General features: G+C 72.5%; 18 protein-coding genes and 1 pseudogene. 10 read left to right on the top strand and 9 right to left on the bottom strand.

All coding sequences use genetic code 11. The annotated features are described in order from the left end of the window. Positions 1-338: 338 nt before the first annotated feature. Positions 339-1,940, top strand: a complete 1,602-nt coding sequence (locus AB0K14_RS33470; protein ID WP_360464808.1) for a family 16 glycoside hydrolase — start codon at positions 339-341, stop codon at positions 1,938-1,940. Between the two features lie 170 nt (positions 1,941-2,110). Beyond that, positions 2,111-2,620 carry an SgcJ/EcaC family oxidoreductase gene (locus AB0K14_RS33465; RefSeq protein ID WP_360464811.1) on the top strand — a complete coding sequence of 170 codons (510 nt, stop codon included), beginning with the start codon at positions 2,111-2,113 and terminating at the stop codon, positions 2,618-2,620. Positions 2,621-2,627: 7 nt separating this feature from the next. On the opposite strand, the gene AB0K14_RS33460 is transcribed toward AB0K14_RS33465, so the two are convergent. From AB0K14_RS33460 to AB0K14_RS33450, 3 genes are all read right to left on the bottom strand, one after another. After that, positions 2,628-3,986 carry a HAMP domain-containing sensor histidine kinase gene (locus AB0K14_RS33460; protein ID WP_360464814.1) on the bottom strand — a complete coding sequence of 453 codons (1,359 nt, stop codon included), beginning with the start codon at positions 3,984-3,986 and terminating at the stop codon, positions 2,628-2,630. Continuing rightward, the gene (locus tag AB0K14_RS33455; protein ID WP_360464817.1) at positions 3,983-4,654 is read right to left on the bottom strand and encodes a response regulator transcription factor; all 672 of its coding nucleotides are present in this window, start codon (positions 4,652-4,654) and stop codon (positions 3,983-3,985) included. Before AB0K14_RS33455 ends, AB0K14_RS33460 begins: the two co-directional genes overlap by 4 nt. Positions 4,655-4,875: 221 nt before the next feature. Continuing rightward, positions 4,876-5,595 (bottom strand): alpha/beta hydrolase, encoded by a 720-nt coding sequence (locus tag AB0K14_RS33450; RefSeq protein ID WP_360464820.1) that lies wholly within the window; start codon positions 5,593-5,595, stop codon positions 4,876-4,878. A gap of 78 nt (positions 5,596-5,673) precedes the next feature. On the opposite strand from AB0K14_RS33450, the gene AB0K14_RS33445 reads away from it, so the two are divergent. Next, complete coding sequence (locus tag AB0K14_RS33445; protein WP_360464823.1) at positions 5,674-7,236, top strand: alpha/beta fold hydrolase; 1,563 nt, start codon at positions 5,674-5,676, stop codon at positions 7,234-7,236. A 45-nt stretch (positions 7,237-7,281) separates the two neighbouring features. Here AB0K14_RS33445 and AB0K14_RS33440 read toward each other — a convergent pair whose 3' ends face one another. The 4 genes from AB0K14_RS33440 to AB0K14_RS33425 all read right to left on the bottom strand — a co-directional run bounded on the left by AB0K14_RS33440 (position 7,282) and on the right by AB0K14_RS33425 (position 11,436). After that, positions 7,282-8,433, bottom strand: a complete 1,152-nt coding sequence (locus tag AB0K14_RS33440; protein WP_360464826.1) for a mandelate racemase/muconate lactonizing enzyme family protein — start codon at positions 8,431-8,433, stop codon at positions 7,282-7,284. A gap of 77 nt (positions 8,434-8,510) precedes the next feature. After that, the gene (kdgD, locus tag AB0K14_RS33435) at positions 8,511-9,425 is read right to left on the bottom strand and encodes a 5-dehydro-4-deoxyglucarate dehydratase (protein WP_360464829.1); all 915 of its coding nucleotides are present in this window, start codon (positions 9,423-9,425) and stop codon (positions 8,511-8,513) included. A gap of 132 nt (positions 9,426-9,557) precedes the next feature. Further along, the gene (locus AB0K14_RS33430) at positions 9,558-10,451 is read right to left on the bottom strand and encodes a LysR substrate-binding domain-containing protein (protein WP_360464832.1); all 894 of its coding nucleotides are present in this window, start codon (positions 10,449-10,451) and stop codon (positions 9,558-9,560) included. Positions 10,452-10,518: 67 nt separating this feature from the next. Then, a complete protein-coding gene (locus tag AB0K14_RS33425) occupies positions 10,519-11,436 on the bottom strand; it encodes a DMT family transporter (protein WP_360464835.1) in 918 nt (305 codons plus the stop codon). 81 nt (positions 11,437-11,517) lie between these two features. Here AB0K14_RS33425 and AB0K14_RS33420 point away from each other — a divergent pair, with 81 nt between their 5' ends. From AB0K14_RS33420 to AB0K14_RS33410, 3 genes are all read left to right on the top strand, one after another. Then, positions 11,518-12,393: a LysR family transcriptional regulator gene (locus AB0K14_RS33420; protein WP_360464838.1), complete on the top strand. Its 876-nt coding sequence runs from the start codon at positions 11,518-11,520 to the stop codon at positions 12,391-12,393. A gap of 165 nt (positions 12,394-12,558) precedes the next feature. Continuing rightward, complete coding sequence (locus AB0K14_RS33415; RefSeq protein ID WP_360464841.1) at positions 12,559-14,004, top strand: RICIN domain-containing protein; 1,446 nt, start codon at positions 12,559-12,561, stop codon at positions 14,002-14,004. Positions 14,005-14,181: 177 nt separating this feature from the next. Further along, positions 14,182-17,625 (top strand): hypothetical protein, encoded by a 3,444-nt coding sequence (locus AB0K14_RS33410; RefSeq protein ID WP_360464844.1) that lies wholly within the window; start codon positions 14,182-14,184, stop codon positions 17,623-17,625. 7 nt (positions 17,626-17,632) lie between these two features. Here AB0K14_RS33410 and mtnK read toward each other — a convergent pair whose 3' ends face one another. Both mtnK and AB0K14_RS33400 read right to left on the bottom strand, forming a co-directional pair. Continuing rightward, positions 17,633-18,979 carry an S-methyl-5-thioribose kinase gene (mtnK, locus tag AB0K14_RS33405; protein WP_360464847.1) on the bottom strand — a complete coding sequence of 449 codons (1,347 nt, stop codon included), beginning with the start codon at positions 18,977-18,979 and terminating at the stop codon, positions 17,633-17,635. Continuing rightward, the gene (locus AB0K14_RS33400; protein ID WP_360464849.1) at positions 18,955-20,475 is read right to left on the bottom strand and encodes an NAD(P)/FAD-dependent oxidoreductase; all 1,521 of its coding nucleotides are present in this window, start codon (positions 20,473-20,475) and stop codon (positions 18,955-18,957) included. Before AB0K14_RS33400 ends, mtnK begins: the two co-directional genes overlap by 25 nt. A 154-nt stretch (positions 20,476-20,629) precedes the next feature. Between AB0K14_RS33400 and AB0K14_RS33395 the strand changes: the two genes are divergently transcribed. The 4 genes and pseudogenes from AB0K14_RS33395 to AB0K14_RS33380 form a co-directional block, all read left to right on the top strand. After that, a complete protein-coding gene (locus AB0K14_RS33395) occupies positions 20,630-21,373 on the top strand; it encodes a hypothetical protein (RefSeq protein WP_360464852.1) in 744 nt (247 codons plus the stop codon). After that, the gene (locus tag AB0K14_RS33390) at positions 21,370-22,749 is read left to right on the top strand and encodes an NAD(P)-binding domain-containing protein (protein WP_360464855.1); all 1,380 of its coding nucleotides are present in this window, start codon (positions 21,370-21,372) and stop codon (positions 22,747-22,749) included. The genes AB0K14_RS33395 and AB0K14_RS33390 overlap by 4 nt, the downstream gene beginning before the upstream one ends. A gap of 139 nt (positions 22,750-22,888) precedes the next feature. Next, positions 22,889-24,904, top strand: a complete 2,016-nt coding sequence (locus AB0K14_RS33385) for a cellulose binding domain-containing protein (RefSeq protein WP_360464857.1) — start codon at positions 22,889-22,891, stop codon at positions 24,902-24,904. Further along, positions 24,901-25,515: pseudogene (locus AB0K14_RS33380) on the top strand (STAS domain-containing protein); the annotation flags it as partial. The gene AB0K14_RS33385 and the pseudogene AB0K14_RS33380, both read left to right, overlap by 4 nt. Positions 25,516-25,702 lie beyond the last annotated feature (187 nt).

Genomic DNA, 25,702 nt, shown 5'->3' with positions numbered 1-25,702 from the left:
CCCTCGCCCACACCTACCGACAACCAGCCCACACCATCGCCCAGACCGTCCTCGACACCATCCCCGTCGACAACCCCTGAATATCCGCCGTCCGGTCGGTTCGGATAGTCCGCCGCGTGCTCCGGCGTTGACGTCCCGGAAACGAAGCTCTACCTTCGCGGCAAGGATTCGAAGCACTTTCGAGAGCATGCCGCCAACCGCCGCCTCCGTTTGTCGGCAGCCGTCGCCCGAACGCGTTCACACCTGCGTTCACCAGCGTGAACCCATTCACCACCGTGAACGCCGAAGGGTCGACGGAATCGGGCGCGAAACGCCCGGTTCAGCAGCAGGAGGCTCCCTTGAGCAAGCACGGAAGATTAGCGTCGCTCGCCGCGGTGGCGAGCGGATTCATCTTCGCGGTGGCGGTTTTACTGGTGCCGACCGCATCGGCCGCCACGTTGTTCGGTGACGACTTCGAGGACGGCAACTCGACCGGTTGGAGCGCCAGCGGCGGCAGTTGGTCGGTGGTGGCCGACGGCTCGCGGGTCTTGCGGCAGTCCGGCACCAGCTCCGACGCGAGGTCGTCGGCGGGCGCGGTCTGGTCCGGCCAGTCGGTGCAGGCCAGGGTCAAGCCGACCGCGTTCAACGGCGCGAACCGGCACGTCGCCGTGACGGCCCGGGTGCAGAACACCGGCAACTACTACTACCTGGGCCTCACCAACGCCGGCGCCGCGGTGCTCGGCAAGCGGGTCGGCGGCGGGCTCACCGCCCTGGCCTCCGTGCCGGCCGCCGTGACCGTCGGCGCGTGGCACACCGTGCGGCTGGAGGCGTTCGGCAGCACGTTGCGCGGCTTCGTCAACGGCACCGAGGTGGTGACCGCCACCGACGCCACCTTCGGCAGCGGCCGGGTCGGCCTCGCCACCTACTACGCCGCGGCGTCCTTCGACGACGTGCTGGTGACCGACGTACCCGGACCCGGCGGGCCCACGAGCACGACGAGCACGACGACCACCACCACCTCGCAGCAGCCCGGCTCCTGTGCCACCTCGGGCCGGCCGGTCGGGTTCGCCTCCGTCACCGCGTGGGGCCAGAGCGGCACGACGGGCGGCGCGGGCGGACCCACGATCGAGGTCGACACGGCCGCGGAGTTCCTCGCCGCGATCGCCCAGGCCGGTCCGCTCACCATCTGCGTGCGCGGGATGCTGGCGCTGCCCGGCCCCATGCACAACGTCACGTCGGACAAGACGATCGTCGGCATCGGCTCGACGTCCGGCCTCACCGGCGGCGGGCTGAACATCGGCCTGCCGGTCTCCGACGTCACCTCGCCGCCCGCCGACGCGGTGCACAACGTCATCGTCCGCAACCTGGTGTTCCGCAACTGGGCCGACGACGCGATCAACGTGCAGATGTTCTCCCACCACGTGTGGATCGACCACAACGACCTGTCCGCCGGCTACGACGGCGCCATCGACATCAAGCGGGGCTCCAGCTACGTCACCGTGTCCTGGAACCACACCCACAACCACACCAAGAACATGCTGCTGGGCCACGACGACGGCAACGGCGCCCAGGACGTCGGCCGGCTGAAGGTCACCTACCACCACAACTGGTTCGACCGGACACCGCAGCGCAACCCGCGCGTCCGGTTCGGCGAGCCGGTGCACGTGTTCAACAACTACTACGTCTACAACACCGACGTCGGCGTGGCGTGCCAGGCGAACTCGGGCTGCGTGGTGGAGGGCAACTACTTCGAGGACGTCGAGGAACCGGTGAGCAACAGCTACGCCGGACCCACCGGGCGGTGCGTGGCGCGCGACAACGTCTTCGTCGGTGAGTCGGGGCAGCCCGACTGCGGTGGCACCGTGCAGGAGCCGCGCGACTACTACTCCTACACCCTGGACGACCCGAACGGCGTGAAGGCCCTCGTCACGGCCGGCGCGGGCGTCGGCAAGATCGGCTGACCGACGGCCGGTGGACACGGCGTGGCCGACCCCGGTCGGCCACGCCGTTTTCCCGGCCACGCCGTCTTTTGGTGAAACCCTTGCTCCCCGTTGTCCTCCTACTGTGCCGCCGCTTCCACACGTCCCACGAAAGTGGAACGCGACACCCGCACCACCCACAGGAGATGACGATGAGCAACGTCCGAAGTGGTCGTTCCGCGGCGATCGCCGCAGTGGCCACGACGATGGTTTTGACCGCCACGCTGACGGGGTGCGGCACCGCCGCAGGCGACGAGCAGTCGACCGCGGCCACGACCACCGCCGCACGGCCCGCCACGCCGGAGGTACAGGCGTTGTTCGGCGACTGGAATCGGGCGCTGGCCACGGGGGACCCGCAGCGGGTCGCCGACCTCTACGCGCCCGACGCCGTGCTGCTGCCGACGCTGTCGAACAACGTCCGCTCCGACCGCGCCGAGATCGTCGACTACTTCGAGCACTTCCTGGCGAACAAGCCGTCCGGCGAGGTCCTGGAGTCGCACGTGGCGGTACTCGGCCCGGACGCCGCGATCGACGCCGGCGTCTACCGCTTCACGCTCGCCGCGAACGGCACGAAGGTCGACGCCCGCTACACGTTCGCCTACGAGCGGATCGACGGGAAGTGGCTGATCGTCAACCACCACTCGTCGGCCATGCCCGAGTAGCACCGGATCAGGCGGAGCGCAGCACGATCCGGACGCACAGCCCGCCGTGCTCGTTCTCGTGCAGGCTCGCGGAACCGCCGTCGTCGGCCACCAGTTGCTTGACGATGGCGAGCCCGAGGCCCGAGCCGGAGCGGCCCGTCAGCCCCGGGCCTCGCCAGAACCGGTCGAACGCCCGCCGGCGATCCGCCGGGGTCAGGCCCGGCCCCTGGTCGACCACCTCGATGACCGCGCTGCGGGCTTCCCGCCTGCTGCGCACGGTGATCGTGGCGTCGTCCGGGGACACGGCGAGCGCGTTGGACAGCACGTTGTCCAGCACCTGCTCCAGGTGCCCGTGGCCGGCCAGGGCGCGCAGGTCCGGGTCCGCGGCGTCCTGCCGCAGCCGGATGCCGCGCTCCTCGGCGGCGGCGCGCCAGGCGTCGAACCGGTCGGCGACGGCGTCCACGATCCGCACCGGTTCCGGCGCGGCGACCGTGGACTCCGCCCTGGCCAGCACGAGCAGCCCGCTGACCAGCCTGCTCATCCGCACGACCTCGGCGGTGGCGTGGTCGACGTCCTCCCGCACGTACGGGTCGTCGACGCCGTCGGCGATGTTGTCCAGCGACAGGCGCAACGCGGTCAAGGGGGTGCGCAGCTGGTGGGAGGCGTCGCCGATGAACGCGCGCTGCGAGCCGACGAGGGTGCCGATGGTCTCGGTCGCGGTGTTGAGGGTGCCGGCCAGCGTCCGGGTCTCCGGCGGGCCGGTCTCCTCGACCCGGGCGGTGAGGTCGCCGTCGCGCAGCCTGCCCGCCATCCGGTTGAGCTCGCGCAGCGGGCGGGTGAGCCGTCGGGCCAGCAGGAAGCCGACCACGGCCGCCGCGCCCAGCACGGTCACCGCCAGGGCGGCCCGGAAACCCCAGATCTGCCACAACCGGGTGCTCAGCGGCCCGGACGGGTAGCTGATCCGGACGGCGCCGACGACCGTGCCGTCCGAGGCCCTGGCGGGCACCGCCAGCACGAGGCCCTCCGCGCCCAACGCCCCGGCCTCTCCCCACCGCAGCGACTCCCGGCCGTGCAACGCGTCGGTGAACGCCGGGTCGTCCACGGCGGCGGGCAGCGGCAGCGGGTCCACGGCGGTGCGTGCGGCGGACAGCACGTCCAACCGGCCGGGCGTCTGCCGCTGGTAGGCGTCCACCAGCCGGGCCAGCGCCTGCCGGGACGGCGCGTCGGCGGGCGCCAGCAGCAGCGCGGCCGTCTCCGCCTCCCGGCGCGCGGAGTTCTCCTCGTCCCGGTAGAGCTGATCGGTGAGCGTGAACGCGACCGGGACGGTGAACGCGGCGATGGCCACCAGCACCAGCAGCACGTAGCTCGCGACGAGCTGCCGGATCACGTCAGCACCAACCGGAACCCGACGCCGCGCACGGTCTCCACGGCGACCGCGTCACCGAGCTTGCGGCGCAACGCGCCCACGTGCACGTCCAGGGTCTTGGTCGGGCCGAACCAGTTGGCGTCCCACACCGCCTCCATGATCTGCTCCCGGGTGAACACCGCGCCCGGCGCCTCGGCCAGGAACACCAGCAGGTCGTACTCCTTGGGCGTCAGGGCGACCTCGACGCCGTCGACGTGCACCCGCCGTGCCCGCCGGTCGATCGCGATCCGGCTCGGCCGCGCCGGATCCGGGCGGGTGGGGTCCGGCTGGGTCATCGCGGGCCGGACCCGGCGCAGCACCGCGCGCATCCGCGCGATCACCTCGCGGACCCCGAACGGCTTGGACACGTAGTCGTCCGCGCCGATCTCCAGCCCGACCACGCGATCCGTCTCGTCCGCCCGCGCGCTGATCACGATGATCGGCACGTCACCGCGGGCGCGCAGCTCCCGGCACACGTCCAGCCCGTCCATGTCGGGCAGGCCGAGGTCGACCAGCACCATGTCGGTCGGCCCCGCGGCCAGCGCCTCGGCCCCCGTGCGCACCCACTCGACGTCGAACCCGTACCTGCCCAACCCCCGCGTGAGCGATTCGGCGATCGGCTCGTCGTCCTCCACCAGCAGCACCCGCATAGCCGCCGATCCTTCCACCCCCGGCGAGTCGAACCTCCACGTCCCGCGTGTCGAACCCCCAGGTCCCGCGTGTCGAACCCTCAGGTCCGGTGAGTCGTCCACTCAGGACCCCCGAATTCCATGTTCAGGACGCTCCGGGCGACGCGGGGGTCGGACGCGAACGTGGAACTCGGTGGTCCCGAACGTTCGACTCGCGGGACGTGAGGGTTCGACTCGCGCGGTCAGGCGATGGCGGTGACGGCGGCGAGGATCAGGTCGGCGACCTCGGTCGGGCGGGAGAGGGCGATGGCGTGCGAGGCCTCAACCTCGACCGTGGTGGCGCCCAGGCGGTCGGCGGCGGCGCGCTGCGAGTCCGGGTGGATGGCGTTGTCCGCGGTCGCCACCACGAACCACGACGGCAGCGACTTCCAGCCCGGCTCGACCGACAGCGGCTCACCGAGCGCGCGGGCCGCGATCGGGCGCTGGCTGACCGCGGCGGTGGCGGTCACCTCGGCCAGCAGGTCGGCGGCGAACACGCTCGGGAACGCGTCGCGGCGGATGGTGAACTCCGTCTCCGTGCCCTCGCCGTCGGCGAACTGCTGCGGCACCAGGGACGTGTTCAGCTCCACCGGCGGGAAGCTCTCGACCGAGCTCAACGCGCTCTGGCCCTTGTCGATGCCGAACGCGGCTACGTACACCAGGGCCTTCGCGTTCGGGGTCTTGGCGGCGGCGTGCGTGATGACCGGGCCGCCGTAGGAGTGGCCGACCAGCACGACGGGCCCGTCGACCTGGCTCGCGATGCTCGCGACGTAGTCGCCGTCGTGGGCGAGCCCGCGCAGCGGGTTGCCCACCGCGAGCGCGTCGACACCACGCGCCCGCAGCCGGTCGATCACCTGGGCCCAGCTCGACGCGTCGGCGAACGCGCCGTGCACCAGGACGACGGTGGGGTTCTGGCCGGTCATCTTGTTCTCCTCGGTCCTTCGTTCGGGTCGATGCCATAAAGCTAGTGTGCGATTTAGTTGTGCACAAGGTATATCGGCGTGACGATCTTCACGCCCGCTCGTTGCACCCACTGCGCCTCACCGCGCCACCCCGACGACCCGGAGGAACCGATGCGCCTCGTGATCGCACTCGCCGTAGCGGCTGTCACCCTCGCCCCTCCGGCCGCGGCGAGCGCCGATCACCCCGCGCCGGTGCACGTCTGCGTCGCGAGCGTGCCGGAGACCGACCCGTTGGAGCCCGGACCGGTGGACATCTGCGTCAGCGTGTTCAAGCCGGCGTCCGCCTCGCCCGACAACCGGGTGCCCGTGCTGATGCACAGCCACGGCTGGGGCGGCAGCCGCACGTCCGCGCCAGGCTCGTTCCGGCGGTACCTGGACGCGGGTTTCGGCGTGGTCAGCATCGACCAGCGCGGTTTCGACCAGAGCGGCGGCAAGGCGCACGTGGAGGACCCCACGTTCGAGGGCGAGGACGTCATCCGGGTGATCGACCACGTGGCGTCCCTGGACTGGGTGCGCCACAACGGCCCGGACGACCCGGTCCTCGGCGCCGTCGGCGGCTCCTACGGCGGCGGCTTCCAGTTCGCCGGCGCGTTCACCGAGCTGGCGAGGACCGGCCGCACCCGCTTCGACGCGCTGGCGTCCCAGATCACCTGGCACTCCCTCAACGACAGCCTCGCCCCGCGCGACGTCGTCCGCACCACCTGGGTCACCGCCCTGTACGCCGCCGCCCTCGACGCGCACACCTCGGCCCTGCACACCGGCTACGCCGAAGGCCTGCTCACCGGCGATTGGCCCGCCGCCATGGACGAGTTCTTCCGCGACAACGGTCCCGCGCACCACGTCGCCGCCGGCCGCCGCCTGGACATCCCGGTCCTGCTGCGCCAGGGCATCAGCGACAACCTGTTCCCGCTGGACCAGGCGATCGACAACTTCGACCGCGCGCTGACCCCGGGTGCCCGCGCGAAGAGCCTGCTCGTCGGCTACAACGGCGGTCACGCGCTGCCCAGCACCCTCCCCGCCGGATACGCCGTCGCGGGTGACGCGTGCTCGGCGCGGCTCGGCGGGTACGACGAACTCGAACTGCGGTTCCTCGCGGAGAACCTGCTGGGCGCGCCGCGCACCGTCACCGGCCACGGCCGCTACCAGCTGATGACCGCCGAGGGCGGCTGCGTCACCGTCGACTCCGTCGCGCCGACCACCACCGTTGTGCTGCCGACGATCGTGACCACGGCCGGTGTCGGCCTGCCTCAGGCGATCAAGATCGCGGACGGTCCGCTCACGGTGGCCGGATCACCCACCCTCGACGCCCTGGTCGGCACCCTGGGCCTGGACACCCGCGCGTTCTTCGCGCTCAGCGCCGGCACGTCGGCGCCGACCGCCAAGGTCATCCAGAACAACGTGCTGCCGCACCGCGAGCGAGGCCTGAACCCGGGCACCCGCCGCACGATCGAACTGCCCGCGGTCGCCGCGTCGATCCCCGCCGGTCAGTCCCTGTTCCTCACCGTGACCCCGCTGTCGGACATGTTCCCGCTGCACGGCAGCCGCACGCCCGGCGCGATGGTGCTCCGCGACGTCACCGTGAACCTGCCGCTGCGGCGCTGACCCCGACCCGGCGGCTCCGGCGGGCACCACGCACCGGCGCCGGTGTCACCGGGGCGCGTCGACGGTGGCGCTGTCGACGGTCCACGCGCGGGCCTGGTCGCTGAGGGTGATGCCGAGGCCGGGGCGGTCGGACAGGTGCATCCGGCCGCCGCTGGTCTCCAACCGCTCGTCGAACAGCGGGTACAGCCAGTCGAAGTGCTCCACCCACGGCTCGCGCGGGTAGGCGGCGGCGAGGTGGACGTGGATCTCCATGGCGAAGTGCGGCGCCAGCTGGAGGTGGTGGTGGTCGGCCAGGGTGGCGAGCTTGAGGAACTGGGTGATGCCGCCGACGCGGGGCGCGTCGGGTTGCAGGACGTCCACGGCGCCGGCACGGATCAGCTCGTAGTGCTCGGCGACGCTGGTCAGCATCTCGCCGGACGCCACCGCCGTGGTCAGCGACCGGGCCAGCTCCGCGTGCCCCTGGACGTCGTAGGCGTCCAGCGGCTCCTCGATCCACACCAGGTCGAACTCCTCCAGCAGCCGGCCGACGCGCATCGCGGTCGGGCGGTCCCACTGCTGGTTGGCGTCCACCATCAACGGCACGTCGGCGCCCAGGTGCTCGCGGACGGCGGCGACCCGGCGCAGGTCCTCGCGCCAGTCCGGCAACCCGACCTTGACCTTGATGCCGCCGACGCCCGACTCCACCGTGCGGGTCGCGTTGTCCTTGATCCGGTCCACGGACTCGTGCAGGAAGCCGCCGGAGGTGTTGTAGCAGCGCACGGAGTCGCGGTGCGCGCCGAGCAGCTTCGCCAGCGGCAGGCCCGCGCGCTTGGCCTTGAGGTCCCACAACGCGATGTCGAACGCGGCCAACGCCTGGGTCGCGGCGCCGCTGCGCCCCACCGACGCGCCCGCCCACACCAGCTTGTCCCAGAGCCTGCCGATGTCGTTGGGGTCCTCGCCGATCAGGTCCGGCGCCACCTCGCGGGCGTGCGCGAACTGGGCGGGCCCGCCGGCGCGCTTGGCGTAGCCGAAGCCGACGCCCTCCAGCCCCGCCTCGGTCCGGATCTCGGCGAACAGGAACGCGACCTCGGTCATCGGCTGCTGCCGCCCGGTGAACACCTTGGCGTCGCTGATGCCCACTGGCAGCGGCAGGGTCACCGACGACAACGCCACCGAGCTGATCCGGTCCGACGCGGGAGAGGGGGCTGCGGTCGACATGGGGCTCCTCGGGTGGGTGTGGACCGGGGTCGGCCCGTGCGCGGCGGGGGTGTCCCGGTCGGCGCGGGCGTCCGCCATCAGGCGATCTTCCGGACCAGGGTGGTGAGGTCGGCGAGCTCGTCCTCGGTCAGGTCGCTCAGCGGCGGGCGCACCCGGCCGCCGTTGCGGCCGACGGCGGTCAGGCCGGCCTTCACGATCGACACCGCGTAACCCTGGGCCCGGTCGCGGATGTCCAGGTAGGGGATGACGAAGTCGGTGAGCATCCCGTAGACGGCGCCGCGGTCCTGCGCGCGGACCGCGGCGTAGAACCGCAGCGCGAACTCGGGCGCGAAGTTGAACAACGCCGAGGAGTAGGTGTTCACGCCGAGTTGCAGCAGCGGGAGGGCGAACGTCTCCGCGGTCGGCAGGCCCCCGATGTAGATCAGCCGGTCACCGACGCGGGCGTAGGTGCGGGTCATCCGCTCGACGTCGCCGACGCCGTCCTTGAGCCCGATCAGGTTGGGGTTGCGGTCGGCGACCTCGGCGACGGTCGCGTCGGTCAGCACGGCGTTGGCGCGGCTGTAGACGATCACGCCGAGGTCGGTGGCGCGGCACACCGCGCCGATGTGCTCGACCAGGCCCCGTTGACCGGCCTCGGTGAGGTAGGGCGGGAACAGCAGCACGCCGGACGCGCCCGCGGCCTCGGCGGCCCGCGCCTGGGCCGCCGCCACGACCGTGGCGCCCGTGGCCGGCGCCACGACGGGCACCTTGCCGCCCACCTCGTCCACGGCGACGCGGACCACCTGGTCCACCTCCTCCGGTGTCATCGAGAACCCCTCACCGGTGCCGCCCGCGGCGAACAGCCCGGCCACGTCGAACCCCGACTGCCAGGCCAGGTGCTCCCGGTACCGGGCCTCGTCGAACCGCAGGTCGGCGTCGAAGTGGGTGACCGGGAAGGAGAGCAGCCCGGATGCGAGTCGGTCGGCGAGATCGGCTGGGTCGAGCTGCGGCACGGGTCCACGTCCTTGCTCCGGGTGGTCCATCCGGCGTTCGGAGCAACGCGGGACGGTGGTCGGAGCCACCGTATGAAGGCGGAGTGATGCGTGTCCAAGAGTTGTTTCGCATTGTTTGATACCCGGAGTGCATCACTCGAAGGGCGTGCGGCCCTCCAGCACGCTCAACGTCCGCCACAGGGCCGGGTTCGCCGACGCCTTCAGCCACACCAGGTGCAGTTCCACCGGCTTGGCCACGGCGGTCTCCAGCCGGACGAAGTCGACGCCGTCGATCCGCAGCCGTGCCGCCGACTCCGGCACGAACGCCACGCCCCTGCCGGCCGCGACCAGCCAGAGCATGGTGAGCACCTGGCTGACCGTGTGCACGGTGTTCTCCGGCGCGATCGGCACGGTCCGCACGACCAGGTCGTAGAAGTAGCGCGCCTTGGTGGCCGAGTGCATGATCACCGGCTCGCGCACCACGTCGTCGGCCGTCGCGTCCCGGTCGAGGGCCGACAGGTGGTGCCCGCCGGGCACCGCGACCAGCAGCCCCTCCCGGTAGAGCAGCCGCGAGCCGAACGTCGAGTCGTCGAACGGCGGCCGGCCGAGCCCGAGGTCGACCTCCTCGTTCACCAGGCCGGCGACCTGCTCGCGGGTCACCATCTCGGCCAGTTCCACGTCGACGTCCGGCAGCTGCCCGGCGACCTCGTCCAGCAGCCGACCCAGGATCCCGTAGGTCGCCGCCGCGGTGAAACCGACCCGGATCACACCGCTGGAACCCGACGACACCCGCCGGGCCAGCTCCGGGGCGGTCTCGGCCAACGACAGCAACCGCCGCGCCTCGACCAGGAACACCTCGCCCGCCGTGGTGAGGGTGACCCGCCGGTTGTCCCGGACCAGCAGCTGCGCGTCCACGGCCCGTTCCAGCTTCTGGATCTGCCTGCTCAGCGGCGGCTGCGTCATCGCCAGCCGGGCGGCGGCGCGGCTGAAGTGCAACTCCTCGGCGACGGCCACGAACCCCCGCAGCTGCTCCAGCGTGAAGGTCATGCCGCGAAGGTATCAATCCCGGCGATGCGAAACCCCGACCGACATGACACCCGGGTCGGGCGCCGTCTCACCGCCTGCGGGAGATGGCCACGCCGACCAGGCAGATGGCGCCACCGACGAGCCCGTGCACCGTGGGCACCTCGCCGAGCAGCACCAACGACATCAGCACCGACACGGCCGGCACGGCGTAGGTCGTCGCGGACAGCCGACCCGCGTCCGTGCGGCGCAACGCGTAGGCCCACGCGGTGAAGCCGATCGCGGTGGGGAACACGCCCATGTAGACGGCGCTGAGCACGGCGCCCGCCGGCGCGACCCGCAGCTCGCCGACCAACTGGGGCAACCACGGCAGCAGCACGGCGGTGGCGACGACGCAGCCCAGCCAGATCGCGGTGAGCCCGTCGACGTGGCGCAACGTGACCTTCTGGATCATCACCCCGGCGGCGTAGAGCAGCGCGGCGACCAGGCACAGCAGCACCCCGATGCCGTCGCGCTGCGCGGTGGCGCCCATCGCGATGATCGCCGTGCCGCCCAGCGCGACCAGCGAGCCGATCACGAGCGGCCGGGAGAACCCCTCGCCGAGGAACTTCCCGGCGACGACCGCGACCAGCAGCGGCGCCAGGTTCACCAGCAGCGCCGCGGTGCCGGCGTCCACGTGCCGCTCACCGGCGTTGAGGGCCACCGTGTAGCCGGCGAGCCACAGCACGGCGTACGCCGCGATCAGCAGGAACGCCTTGCGGGAGAGCCGGACCCGCGCCCCGCGCCTGGCCGCCACCAGCGCGGTCAGCGCGACGGCCGCGACGCCGAGCCGCAGCAGCGCCAGCGGCGCGGGGGACAGCGCGTGCCCCACGGCGCGGATGGCGACGAAGGACGAGGCCCACAGGACCACCGCGAGTCCCACGGCCGCCGCGACCTTCACGACGCCCGTCCGGTCGGTGGCCGCCTCGCCGGCGTGCGCGGGCGGTGCGGGCTGGAGTTGATGGGTCACCCGGACATCGTCACGGCGCTGGCTGTACAGCACAAGCGATGTGTTCTGTCCGACTGTTCAGTCAGACTGTACGATCCCGTCATGCTGGACTTGCACCGGCTCCGCGTCCTGCGGGCCGTCGTCGCCACCGGGTCGATCCGCGCGAGCTCGGCCGCGCTCGGCTACACACCCTCCGCGGTGAGCCAGCACCTCGCCGCGTTGCAGCGTGAAACGGGCCTGCAACTGTTCGAACGGGCCGGTCGCGGCATCGAGCCCACCGCGGCCGGGCGGGTGCTCGCCACCGAGGCCGAGTCGTTGTTCGACGCCGTGGGGCGGGTCGAGCGGGTGGTGGAGGACCTGCGCGCCGGTCGGGTCGGCAGCCTGTCGATCGGCTACTTCTCCTCGGCGGGCTCGGCGTGGCTGGCGCCGATCGTGGCCGTGCTGCGCGCCGAGTTCCCCGACCTCCGGCTGGACCTGCGGCTGACCGACGTCGCCTCGGGAGACCCGGACGTCGGCATCTTCGTGGAGCAAGCCGGTGTCGAGTACCCGGGGCCGGTGGACGTGCGCAGGCTGGCGGAGGACCCGTACCTCGCCGTCGTGCGGGCCGACGACCCGCTCGCCGGCCGCGCGGAGGTGCGGCTGGCCGACCTCGCCGACCGGCACTGGGTGGACAACGACCTGCGGACCGGGTCGTGCCGCCAGGTGCTCCTCGACGCCTGCGCGCGAGCCGGGTTCACCCCGAGGTTCGTGGTCGAGACGCACGACTACCGCACCGCGATCTCGTTCGTGGCGACGGGGATCGGGCTCACGGTGGTGCCGGCGCTGGGCATCGGCGAGCTGCCCGAGGGCCTGACGACCCTCGCCGTGGTGTCACCGACCCCGGTGCGGCGCATCGGCGTCGCGGTCAAGAAGTCCGTCGCCCGCAACCCCGCCGCCCGGCGTGCCGTGGAGCTGCTCGAAGCCCTGGTGTGCCCTTGACACCCGCGCCGTCCACCTCACACACTTGCTCCGCAACGCGATGTTAACGCAAACATTGCGCTGTCCCCGCCGCCGGAACGCACCACTCGGACGCACCGGCGCACCGGCCCAGCCCACGCCGGTCGCCGGCTCCTCCCCTGCTGTGGGCCGGACAAGGGAGTCCAGATGTCCCGCTCGTTCCCGAGGCGTTGGCGTGCGGCGCTGACCGCCGCGGCCGTCGCGCTGGCGGCCCTGCTGCTACCCGGCGGCACCGCACACGCCGCGCCCGTCACCGTCGACGTCGGTGTGCAGTTCACCGACACCAGCGGCAACCTCGTCCAGGCGCACGGGGGTGGCGTGGTCAAGGTCGGCTCCTACTACTACTGGTTCGGCGAGAACCGGCACCCGGACAACCTGTTCCGGGCCGTCTCGGTCTACCGGTCGACCGACCTGAAGAACTGGGAGTTCCGCAACAACGTCCTCACCCAGAACAGCCACGCCGAGCTGCGCACCTCCTGGGTGGAACGCCCCAAGGTCGTCTACAACGCCTCCACCGGCCAGTACGTCATGTGGATGCACTGGGAGAACGGCCAGCACTACGGCGAGGCCAGGGCGGCCGTGGCGTACTCGTCCACAGTGGACGGCAACTACACCTACCAGGGCAGCTTCCGGCCGCTCGGCCAGCACATGTCGCGCGACATCACGCTGTTCAAGGACGACGACGGCACGGCCTACATGATCTCCGCCGCACGGGAGAACTACGACCTGCACATCTACCGCCTCACCGCCGACTACCGCGGGGTGGCGCAACTGGTGGGCAACCCGTGGCCGGGCGGGCACCGCGAGGCCCCGGCGTTGTTCAAGCGCAACGGTGTCTACTTCATGCTGACCTCCGGCGCCACGGGGTGGTCGCCGAACCAGGCGAAGTACGCCACCGCGACCAGCGTGTCCGGCCCCTGGAGCGCCATGCAGAACGTCGGCGACTCCACCACGTTCCGCTCGCAACCGGCCTACGTGCTGCCGATCCAGGGCAGTCAGACCACGTCCTACCTCTACATGGGCGACCGCTGGGCCGGCGCGTGGGGCGGGCCCGTGGGCGACTCCAGCTACGTCTGGCTCCCGATCACCTTCTCCGGCAACACCTCGATGAGCCTGTCGAACGCGGGCCGCATCGTCATCGACACGGCGACCGGCACGATCGGCACCGTGCCCCTGACCTACAACCGCATCGCGGTGCGGCACTCCGGCAAGTGCCTGGACGTCGCCAACGCCAGCGGAGCCGACGGCGCGGCGCTGATGCAGTACCCCTGCGGCAGCGGCCAGAACCAGCAGTTCCGCCTCCAGGCCGCCGGTGGCGGCTACCAGCAGCTGATCGCCCGGCACTCCAACAAGTGCCTCGACGTGAGCGACGGCAGCACCGCCGACGGCGCGGCCGTGGTGCAGTGGACCTGCAACTCCGGGCAGAACCAGCAGTGGTCCGTGGTCGACGCCGGGTCCGGCTACTCCAGGCTGGTCGCGCGGCACTCGGGCAAGTGCCTCGACCTGCCGAGCAGCTCGTCGGAGAACCTCCAGTTCAAGCAGTACCCGTGCGGCTCCGGGCAGAACCAGCAGTTCCGGTTCACGACCGTCTGACCGGCGACCGGCGGCGGGACGACCCCGGTCGGTCCCGCCGCCGCTCACCGCGAAACGCGCACGTCGAGCCCGCCCGGGTCGGTATGGTCCGCGTCGGCGCAGTACGCCGCCTGCCGCCGTGACATCGCGTCGATCGTGGGTGATCATGGGTGACGCCGCTCGTCCGTGGGGGATCGCATGCCTGATGACGCGTTAACGCTGCACGGCAGGGACCAGGCCATCGGTCTGGTGCGCGAGTTCGCGACCCGCCCCGAACCCCGGGGCTACCCGACCACCCGCCGTGCCCCGATCCTGATCTTCACCGGCCCCAAGGGCGGCGGGAAGACCGCGTTGCTCGACTCCCTGGAGCGCGGCCTGCGCGGCAAGTCGCCGTACGCGCGCATCGACTGCGGCGAGCTGAAGGCCACCACGGCGTGGGAAGTGCTGTCGCTGCTGGCCTTCGACCTCAACCGCAACGCCGCCGGCTACCGCTCCATCCCGTTCCCGCGGTTCGTCACCGCCCAGGTCGCGATCGCCGCGCAGATCGACGCGCCCGGCCAGGCCGCGCGGTTGCGCATCCGCGAGGCGCTGGAGAACGCGCGGCGGGTGGACCAGCTCCGCACGTTCCTGGACAACCTGGCGCAGGACGTGGCCGGCGCGGTGCCGGTCGTGGGCGACCTGCCCGGCGTGACGACGGCCGCCCGGTACGCGCCGAACCTCATCCTGGACGGCCTGGTCTCGTGGCGACGCGGGCGGCGGGTCGTGCTGGGCGAGGGCCTGGAGTGGTACGGCTCGGGCAACCAGGCCTACGACGAACTGGTGCGGCTGAACCTGCTCACCCGTGAGGACGCGAGCGAAGCCGACCGCAAGGAGGCCACCGAGCTGCTGTGGGCGGCCTTCCTGGCCGACCTGCGGGCCGCGTTCGCCGGGCGCGGCGCGCGCACGTGGTCGCTGAACTGCGTGCTGCTGCTCGACGACATCGACACCAGGCCGGGACGGCTGCTGTACCGGGCGCTGGCCGACGCCCGCCGGGGCGGGTCAGACCCGTTGACCGTGGTCGCCACCAGCGCCGGCGGGGTGGCCCGGCAGCTCGCGGCGGACGAGGAGATCCCCTACGCCGAGGAGGCGGGCTACGACGACTACCTCGAACGGCGGCAGGGCGACTACGAGAGCGACTCCTACCCCGTGGCGTTGCGCGACCTGACGCCCGACGAGGTCAAGGACATGGTCGCCGACGTCGCCGGTCCCCGGCTCAACGCCCGTCGGGCCGTGGCCACCGAGGTGTACCGCTTCACCGCGGGCCACCCGGCGGCGACCGCCGTGGTCGTCAAGGCGATCGGCGACAACACCGGCGCGCCCACGTCGGTGAAGCAGCTGCTGGCGGCGCGGTGGCGCGGTCCGGTCGACAAGGACCCCGTCACGGTCGAGGAGCGCCTGTCGCGCGCACTGCTCGGTTCGCCGGCCGAGGAGACGCTGGCGGTGCTGGAGGCGTGCTCCGCCGCGCGGGACGTCGAGCAGGCCGACGAGCTGGCGCGCAGCGGCCTCGTACCGTCACCGAGGGGCGGGGCGGGGCTGGTGCCGATCGTGTTGCAGGTCCGCGACCCCGGCACGGGTCGCGCGGTCATGCTGCCCGCCCTGCGGCACCTGCTGCTGCGCCGGTTGGCCGCCTCGCCCGAGCGGTGGAACGCCGTGCACACGTGGCTGCGCGACCACGGCCGGGAGCAGGACCGCTTCTACCACGCGTTGGCGCTGAGGGACGTGGACGCGGTCGTGCGGCGCCTGGAATCGCTGCTGCCCGACACGCGGGCGTGGTTCGCCGAACTGGACGCCATCACCGCCGCCCCCAACGACCTGGACACCGACGAGGCCGACCCCGGGCGGGTGCTGGCCGCGACCGGCCACACCGTCGCCACCACCGAACCGGGCCGCACGCTCGCCCGCGTGGTGGCGGCGCTGTGGATGGCGGGCGACCCGCTGTCCACGGCCGACCGCGCGGACCTGTACGGCAGCGCGGCCTGGGACCTGAAGACGCTCGCGCAGCAACCGGGCGTGGCCCGCAACGACTTCCTCAGGGCCGCGGCGCAACTGGAGGGCAGGGCGGAGGAGGGCGGCGCGCCCTCGCGCGGCCGGGCCACCGCGCGGCGGGCGCTGAGCGGTCCGCCGAAGCCGGTCGACTTCACCCCGCCCACGCCGAGGCGGGCGGTGCGCCGCAAGCGCATCCGGTTGACGGCGCTCGCCGCGGTGGTGGCGCTGGTGCTGGGCGGGGTGGCCGTCGCCGGGGTGACCCTGCTGACCCGGTGCGGCGAGGGCGTGACCGAGCACGGCGGTGAGTGCGTCGGCGTCACCGACGGCTCCTACGTGTTCGACGACCAGCTCGCCGACGTGCAGCGGCGCATCCTGGAGGAGAACCGGAAGGTGCAGGGGCAGCCGCACGTCACGATCGCGGTGCTCACCCCGCTGCTGCCCACCGGCGTGGGCAGCGTGACGTGGCAACGGGTCCGGTCGCAGCTGGAGGGCGCCCACGTCGCCCAGCTGGCCGCGAACGAGGGCAAGCGCGAACCGAAGGTGCGGCTGCTGCTGGCCAACCCCGGCAGCACGCAGCAGGAGTGGCGGCGGGTGGTCGACCAGCTCGTCGAGCTCACCGACGAGCAGCGGCTGGTCGCCGTGGTCGGCGTCGGCCAGAGCACCACCAACACCCAGCACACCGCGCGTGCGCTGTCGGCGGCGGGCATCCCGATGGTCGCCTCGGTGGTCACGGCCACCGACTTCCACGTCGAGCAACCGGCGCAGGCCGGCGAACCCGCCCGCTACATCAAGGGGTTCACCCGCGTCAGCTCCACCACCGGCAACCAGATCGGCGTGCTGTCGGCGTACCTGGCGGGACAGGGCGTGACCCGGGCGATGCTCGTGTACGACGTCAACGAGAACGACCTCTACACCTCGACGCTGTACGAGGAGTTCAAGGCCGCCGCGGCGGGCGGCGCGCTGTCGATCACGGTGGAGAGCCGGTTCGACACCGAGGCCTCGCTGGACACCCAGTTCCGCGAGATCATGCGCGACCTGTGCGGTGACGGCGCACCGGACACCGTGCTGTACGCGGGTCGCGCCGTGCTGCTGGACGACCTGATCACCAACCTGCGGCAGCGCGGCTGCGCGCGGGAGCGGAACATCACGCTGGTCACCGGCTCCGACGCCTCGATGCTGCGCACCAGGCCCGACCTGCGGCCCCGCGACGACCAACCGGACCTGGCGATCGTCTACACCCCGCACGTGGACCCGGACGCGGCCCGGGAGATGGGCATCACCGAGTTCGCCACGCTGACCGAGAAGTTCCAGCAGCTGGGGTTCGACACCGCGGACCTGGCCGACGGCTGGGGCGTGATGATGCACGACGCGACGCTCGCCGCGTCCGAGGCCGTCAGCCGCTCGGCCAACGGCCTGGAGGCGGGCGAACTCCCGACCCGCCAGGCGGTGCGCGCGGAACTGGAGCGCTCCGACCGCGAGCGCAACCAGATCCGCGGCGCGGGCGGGGCGTTCACCCTCGACGCCACCACCGGCAACGCGGTGGGCCGCCGGCTGCCGGTGATCGAGGTGGGGCCCAACGGCGCGTTCCAGGTCAAGGCGATCATCCCGGTGGGGTGATCGTGGATCACCGCGGCGCCAGGCGCGCCCTCCTGGCGGCGGCGGTCACGTCCCGGATGTCGTCGTGGTCGCCGAGGAGCAGCTCGCGCGCCAGGCGCAGCGCTCGACGCTCGCAGGTCGCCCGGTGCCGCGCGTCCTGGATGGTGGTGAAGTCGGCCGGCCGGGCGAACCCGACGACGCGGCGGATGATCTCCGCGCCGCAGAAGCCGACGCTGTCCCGCCGCACCCGGTCCAGGTAGGCCCGCCGCTCCGGTCCGAGCGGATCCGGTTCGAGCCGATCTGGTTCGAGCGAACCGCGGTCGAGCGGGTCGCGGTCGGGCGCCGGCGTGCGGAAGACGGCCGCCGGGTAGGAATCACCGGTCGGGTTCGCCCGCCACAGGGCGGTGAAGCGGGTGGCGAACTCCCGCCACACGGTGTCGACGGTCGCCAGCAGACGGCCCTGCAGGGGCGTCTCGGCCGACTCGCCCGGGACGTCCTGGGCGAAGTAGGCGATGAACAGGTGGGCGAACAGGCTGCCGATGTCGAAACCCATGGGGCCGAAGCAGGCGAACTCCTGGTCGATGACGTGGGTGGCGCGCTCGGACACCATGATCGACCCGGTGTGCAGGTCGCCGTGCAGCAGGGCCTGCCTGCTGGTCAGGTAGTGGTCCTTCAGGCGGGCCACGGTGATCAGCAGCTCGGTGTCGGCGCGCAGCCGTTCGACGTCGGCGTCGAGGTGCGGTCGTGTCCACTGGTTGCGGTGGAACGGGTGGTACACCTCCGTGAACACCATGTCCTCCATGATCGAGCACATGTCGGCGTTGCCCTCGAACTCGGCGACCAGCGGTCGTTTGCGGCTCGCCGGCAGCGCCAGGTCGCTGGTGTGGAACAGGGTCAGGGCGAGGTAGGCGCCGAGGTGCCCGCCCACGTCGGCGGGCAGTCGGCCCTCCGCCAGCGCGTGGCGCAGGACGACGTGCCCGTCGAGGTGCTCGATGACCTGGAGGTGCCGTGACGGGTCGTAGTGCAGCGGGACGGGCACGTGGTCGGGCGCGTGGCGGTGGTGTTCGCGCAGGGCGCGGTGCTCGAACCGGGCGCGTTCGGGGGTGAGGGGCCAGGAGGTGCCGGCCACCCGCACGAACGGAGGCGCCTGCTTCACGCAGAGCGTCCCGTTCGGGCCGCGCACGGCGAAGACGAAGTTCACGTTGCCGTCGCCGATCTCGCGCACGTCCCAGTCGGCGGGGTCGCCACCGAGTCGGGCGGCCAACGCCGGCACGGCCGCGAGGTGGGCCGCGACGTCCGCCGCGTCCGGTGACGGGGTGCGGGCATCCATCGTGTCCTCCACGAACGGGGTCAGCGCGGCGATCCGGCGTGCCACGGCGGGGCGGGGAGTCCGAAGCAGGCGCGCAGCACGTCCTCCGCCGACGCGAGGGTGCCCTCGATCGAACCCGGGTCGGCGGTCCAGCTGTCGCTGACCAGGTGCACGCGTTCGCGGGGGAGCGGCTGCCGGGTGCGTGGCCCGGTGTCGCCACGACCGTGACCCGGACGCCGGACGTGCCAGGCCGCACCGTGCGGCGGGCGGCTCCAGTCGGCCCAGCAGGCGGCGACCGGGTCGGGCAGGTCGGTGGCGCCGTGCACCCGGGCGAGCAGGGCGTGCGCGTGGTCCACCATCGCCCGGCCCGGTGTCGGCGCGGGAGCGGCCGGGGTGTGCGGGACGCCGTCGCGCAGGTCGTCCCAGGCGTGGACGGACCGGCCGCTGGGGTAGGCGGCCAGCAGGAGCGCGGAACCGGTCGGGTTCGCCGGGGAGCACGTCCCGCCGTACCAGAGCTGACGCAGTTCCGTGTCGGTGGTGCTGCGACCGTGCGTGATGCCAAGGCTCCGCCACCACGGTTCCGGGTAGACCAGGAAGAGCTTGAACGCGGGCACCGGCTCGATCGCGTCCAGCACGGGCCGCAGGCACCGGGCGAGCGGCAGCCCGGCCGGGTCCAGGCCGCGCAGCGCCTCCGGCGGCAGGGCGAGCAGGACGGACCGGGCCAGGACGCGGGTGTGCCCGCTCTCGCTCCGTCCGTCGTGCACCGCGAAGGTGAGGCGGTAGTGGTCCTCGCCGGGTTCGCGGGCGAGCCGCACGAGCCGGTGACCGGTCCGAGTGACGCCGCCCGCGGCGGTGAACCGGGCGTGCAGGGCGTCGGACAGCGCCTGCATGCCGTGGCGCAGCGTGAGGTACTCGGCGTCGGGAGGGGTCCGGAAGAGCAGGTCGAGCCGGGCGGCGGCGCTCTCGGCGCTGTGGCGGACGTCGTAGCCCCCGGCGTCGTGGACGACCGCGACCGCGGTCGCGCCCATGGCGTGTTCGAGGGCCTCCGTCCACGTCAGGGTGTCCAGGGGCCGCCGGGCGAGGCGTGCGCGGTCCCGCTGCTCGTGGAAGGACCGCAGCAGGGAGTCGGCGCGGTGTCGATCGTCCCTGGACCGGGCCTCGTGCCGGAGGCGGCGCAGCTCGGCGAACCCGGGTACCAGGCGCTCGGCGGCCTCGGCCACCAGGTCGTCGGGGGACCGCCCCGCCGCACGTCGCCGGGTCGCGGCGCCGCGCAGGTGCACCAGGTTCTCCGGCCGGTCGAACGTGAAGGGCGTCAGGTCCGGTTCGAGCCCGAGGTGCCGGATCAGCCCGATCACCGATCGCAGCCCGCGGTGCACGCGCATCGCGCCGAGGTCGGCCACGAGGTCCGGCGCGGCGCGCACGGGCGCGGACCACAGCCTGCCGCCGACCCGGTCGGTCCGCTCGAACACCTCGACCCGACCACCGCGTCCCGTGCCGGCGACGAGGCGGTGGGCGCAGTAGCAACCCCCCACCCCGGCTCCCACCACCGCCACGTCGAGCACGTCGTCTCCCGCGCACTTAGAGCACCCGTTCGATTACTCTAAGCCATTTACAGTGTTATTGTCCTGCGGTAGAGTCCGTCGTTGCTCTGAGTGACGAAATCTTGCCATCTGTCAAGGTGTCGCACGCGGCGGGTGTGACCGGAATCGAGACGTGATGATCTTCAGGGACGACGTGCTCGCCCAGACCGGCACCGCCTACCGCCAGCTCACCGAGTACTACCGCGACATCCGGGCCTTCTTCGAAGTCCTCTCGGTCCGGTTCGCCCTGCCGGAGTACGGCGTGCGGCTGCGCCCGGTCGCGGGCAACGAGTTGTTCTCCAACGCCAACAGCTACCTGCTCTCCGACGACAGCGCGTACCCGTACTACCTGTGGACGCCGACGTGGCTCGGCCGCTCCTACGTGGACGCCGACCACCTGGGTGAGGGGCAGGTCGCGGACGACCTGCGCACCTCGCGGGCGCGGTTGATCGCCTTCGTCTGGCCGTGGCTCGGGTTCAACGACGCCTACGTGGACGACGCCGGGCGGCCGGAGTGCTGGATCGGCGTGGCGGAACCGCGGCCGGACGACGACGAGGAAACGGTCCGCGTCACCGCGCAGAGCCTGTTCAACTACTTCCGGCTGGAGCGGACCTTCGAGTCCGAGAGCGCCGGCTGGCTCACCGGCAGGTTCCACCGCAGCCCCGAGATCGGCTGCAACCTCGCCGGCAGCTGGTACCTCCGCCGGGTGCCGCTGGCCTCGCTCACCAGCTACTACCAGGTCGAGCAGAACGTCATCCGGCCGCTGGGGGAGAAGTTCGCCGAACTGAGTCGCACCCTCCTGGGCCCCACCCCCGTGCCACCGGTGCGCAACAACGGCCACCGCGCCACCCACGACACCGTGGCGGCACCGCCGCGGTGACCGCCGTCCCCGGCCCGGCGGACCGCCACGTCTGCGTCGTCGGTGCGGGCTTCGCCGGACTGGCCGTCGCCCGTGAGCTCCACGTCCGCGCGATCCCCTTCACCTGCCTGGACCGCGGCACGGGGATCGGCGGCGTGTGGCGCTACTCGGGCACCGGCGCGAGCCCCGCGTACCCGTCGTTGTGCCTCAACACCTCCAAGCACACCACGGCGTTCACGTGGTCGCCCATGCCCGACGCCTGTCCGACGCATCCCCGGCACGACCAGGTCGCCGCCTACCTCGACGCCGCCGCGCACGCCTTCCGCGACCGGGTCGAGCTGGACACCGCGGTCGACGCGGTCCACCCCGAGGGCGACGGCACCTGGACCGTCACCACCCGCGACCGGCGAGGAGGCGTCCGGCACCGGAACTTCTCCCACGTGGTCATGGCCACCGGGCACCACTGGAACCCGAGGCTGCCGTCGATCCCCGGCCTCGCCGGCTTCCCCGGCACGGTCGTCCACACGCTGGACTACCGCGGTGCGGAGGCCTACGCGGGCAGGCGCGTGCTGGTGCTCGGCCTCGGCAACTCCGCCTGCGACGTCGCCACCGCCGTGTCGCACGTCGCGGACCGCACCGTGCTGGCCGTGCGGCACGGTGCCCACATCGTCCCGCGCCACCTGATGGGCGTTCCCCTGGACCAGCTCAACCGCCGCTGGTGGTGGGCCGCGTTGCCGGCCCGGGCGCAGAGCGGACTGGTGGCCGCGGTGCTGCGCGCCACCCGCGGACCGCTCGCCGACCACGGCCTCCCGCAGCCGCGGCGACCGGTGCTCGCGACACCCCTGGTCGTGTCCGACGACCTGCCGGAGCGCCTGCGCGGTGGCGCGATCACGGTCAGACCCGCGATCAGCCACGTCGACCACGCGACCGTGCACTTCGCCGACGGTACGCGCGACGACTTCGACGCGGTGATCTGCTGCACGGGCTACCGGATGGGCGCGCCCGTCGTGCCCCGCGAAGCTCTGTTCCGCCCCACCGGTCAGGCCGCGCTCTACCTCCGGGTCGTGCCGCCGCACCACGCGGGCCTCTACTTCGCGGGCTTCGTCCGCGGTGTCGTCCGTCCCCTGGGCGCGCTGACCCCGGTGTTCGAGGCGCAGGCGGCGTGGATAGCGGACCTCGTGCGCGGCGTCGCGGCCCTGCCGGACACCGGCACGATGGTGGCGGAGGTCGACGCCCACCTCCGCTGGACCGAGCGGCACCACGGGACCACCGCGGCGGATTCGCTCCAAGTGGACGTCGCCCGCCACCTGCGCGCGCTGCGCCGTGCGCGGAGCGAGGGGTCCGGTCCGCGCGGGACCGCGGACCGCCTTGTGCTGTCGAAGCGTTCGACGCGTTGACCGAAGTGGCCGGTGGCTCGATCCGCCACCTGTACGCACCTCGTGCCCCGCGGTGATCGGGACGATTGACAAGGTAGGGGCCTGCACGCACAGTTCGGGAGCGCTCCCAGTTTCATCACCGTCGATGGGGAATCCTCTTATGAGACCGCGTTCCGTCGTGCTGCCCGCGCTCGCCGCGCTCGTGGCCGCCCAGGTCCTGCTGACCGCCGGCTCCCCGGCGCAGGCCGACCCGACCGTCACCGTCACCGTCAACACCAGGGCCGGGCTGGAGGTGGTGCAGGAGGCCGCGATCGGGGTGAACCACGCCATCTGGGACACCCACCTGGGCAGTGATGCCGTCGCCGACCTGCTCAAGGCCGCCGGCGTGAAGGCCATGCGCTACCCGGGCGGGTCGTACTCGGACATCTACCACTGGGCGGACCACACGGCGCCCGGCGGCTACGTGGCCCCGAACACCGACTTCGACACGTTCATGAGCGGTGTGCGGCGGGCGGGCGGCCAGGCCGTCGTGACCGCCAACTACGGCACCGGGACGCCCGAGGAGGCCGCGGCCTGGGTGCGCTACGCGAACGTCGAGAAGGGCTACGGCGTCAAGTACTGGGAGATCGGCAACGAGAACTACGGCAACGGCCACTACGGCTCCGGGTGGGAGGCCGACCACCACCCGGACAAGAGCCCGCGCTACTACGCCACCCTCGTCCGCGACTACGCCACGGCCATGAAGGCGGTCGACCCGACCATCAAGGTCGGCGCGGTGCTGACCACCCCGGGCGAGTGGCCCGACGGCATCACCGCGGCCGGCGACGCCGGGTCGTGGAACGAGGTCGTGCTGTCGATCGCGGGTCCGGTGGTCGACTTCGGCATCATCCACTGGTACCCGGGCGGGGACACCGCCGCGCAGGTGCTGACGAAGACCGATCGGGTGGTCGACCAGATCGCCCTGGTGCGCGAGCAGTCCCGCCGCCTGGCGGGCAAGGACCTCGGCATCGCCCTGACCGAGGTCAACACCTCCTACGGCCGCAACACCCAACCGGGCGCGCTGTTCGCCGCGGACGCCTACGCCACGATGCTCGGCCAGGGCGTGTTCTCCGTGGACTGGTGGAACGTCCACAACGGCATCGGCCAGGTCCGGGAGATCGCGGGCCACCCCGACTACGACGACTACGGCCTGCTCTCCAGCGGCAACTGCACCTCCGACGGCACCACGTGCCAGCCCGCGCTGAACACCCCGTTCGCGCCGTACCACGCGATCTCGATGCTGTCCCGCTTCGCCCGCCCGGGAGACCAGCTCGTCACGGCCGCCTCCAGCGACCCCCTGGTGCGGGCGCACGCGGCCCGGCGGCCCGACGGCGGCCTGGCGGTCATGCTCGTCAACCAGGACCCGGATGCGGCCAAGACCGTCGGCCTGCGGTTCGCGGGCTACGCGGCGGCCGCCGACGCGACCGTGCTGAGCTTCGCCAACGGCGACAGCGCCATCTCCACCACCGCGGGCTCGTCGTCCGAGGCGACGCTGCCGCCGTACTCGATCACCACGCTCGTGCTCAGGTCCACGGCCGGCACGACGATCCCGGCCGCGCCCGCCCGTCCGGTGGCCGGCCAGGTCACCGACCGCACGGCCGAGCTGTCGTGGCCCGCTCCGCCCGCCGGGGTGAAGTACGAGGTGCACCGGGTCGTCGGCGCCAACACCGAGCAGTGGGGCGAGACCACCGGCACCACCTTCACCGCGGCGAACCTGGTCCCCGGCACCGAGTACACGGTCAACCTGACCGCCCGGGACAACGCGGGCCGGACGTCGTGGTCGTCGCCGCCGCTGACCTTCACCACCGGCACGCCCGCCACGTCGTCCTGCGCGGTGACCTACCGGGAGACCACCAACTGGGGCAACGGTTTCGTGGCCGACCTGGAGATCACCAACACCGGCGCCGTGCCGATCGCGGGGTGGACGGTGACCTACACCTGGCCCACCACGTGGCAGCAGGTCTCCAGCGGCTGGAACGCCACCTGGTCGCAGACCGGCCGGCAGGTGTCGGTCTCCAACACCGCGACCCTGGCGCCGGGCGCGTCGACCACGGCCGGGTTCGTGGGCAGCTACCAGGGCCCGAACGTGCACCCGGTGACGTACTCGCTCAACGGGACCCTCTGCACCACCCGATGACGACGAGCGCCGCCCCCTATGGACCGCAGGGGGCGGCGCGTCGCCGCTCCCGGCCCGGCAGCCCCGCCCTCGGCCCTGTCACGCACGGTCACCGGAACGAGGTGTCGGGACCGTCGACTCACTCGATGGTGATGTCGGGAAGGGCTTGTGACCTTCGCCGGACGCGCCGTAACGTGCCATACGAGACATACCCCGTATGGCCGATCTTGAGACACCTGAACGGGCTAAATCGGCCTGCTGACGGTTTCCTCCCCGGGGCCACCCGAAGGAGCGCACCCATGCTGGACCAGCTCAGCGACACCGGAACCGCCCCCGGCCACCTGGCCGAGGAGGACGTGGAGTTCTGCTCCATCGCCGGACCCATCGACATCGGCACGGTGTCGGTGTTCCGCGCCGGCATGGCCGCTCGACTCGACAGCGCACCGCTCGCGCTGGTGGTGGACCTGACCGGGGTGACGTTCGTCGGTGCCGTCGGTGCCGCCGCCCTGATCGCGGCGAACACCCGCGCCGAGCGGCTGGGCACGTTCTTCGCCGTCGTGGCCGACAGTCGCCCCGTGCTGCGGCCGTTGCGGGTGACCGGGGTGGACCGCCGGCTCCCGGTTTACCCGACGTTGACCGAGGCGGCCTGCGCGGTCGAGTCCGGCGTGACGCGGATCCCGGCGCAGCGGGCGGTCGGGCGACCGACGCCCTGGCGAACTTCCCGAGGGGGACGAGGACCGCCTTCCGGGCGTGTGCCGCGCCTTCGGTTCCCCGGGTGCTGCGGTCGGCGGTTCAACGCGCCGGCCGCAGCACCGAACC

This window comes from Actinosynnema sp. NPDC050801 (genome assembly GCF_040673975.1).
Taxonomy (GTDB): domain Bacteria; phylum Actinomycetota; class Actinomycetes; order Mycobacteriales; family Pseudonocardiaceae; genus Actinosynnema.
Note: the sequence above shows the minus strand (reverse complement) of the source record. Positions and strands in the feature narration are given on the sequence as shown.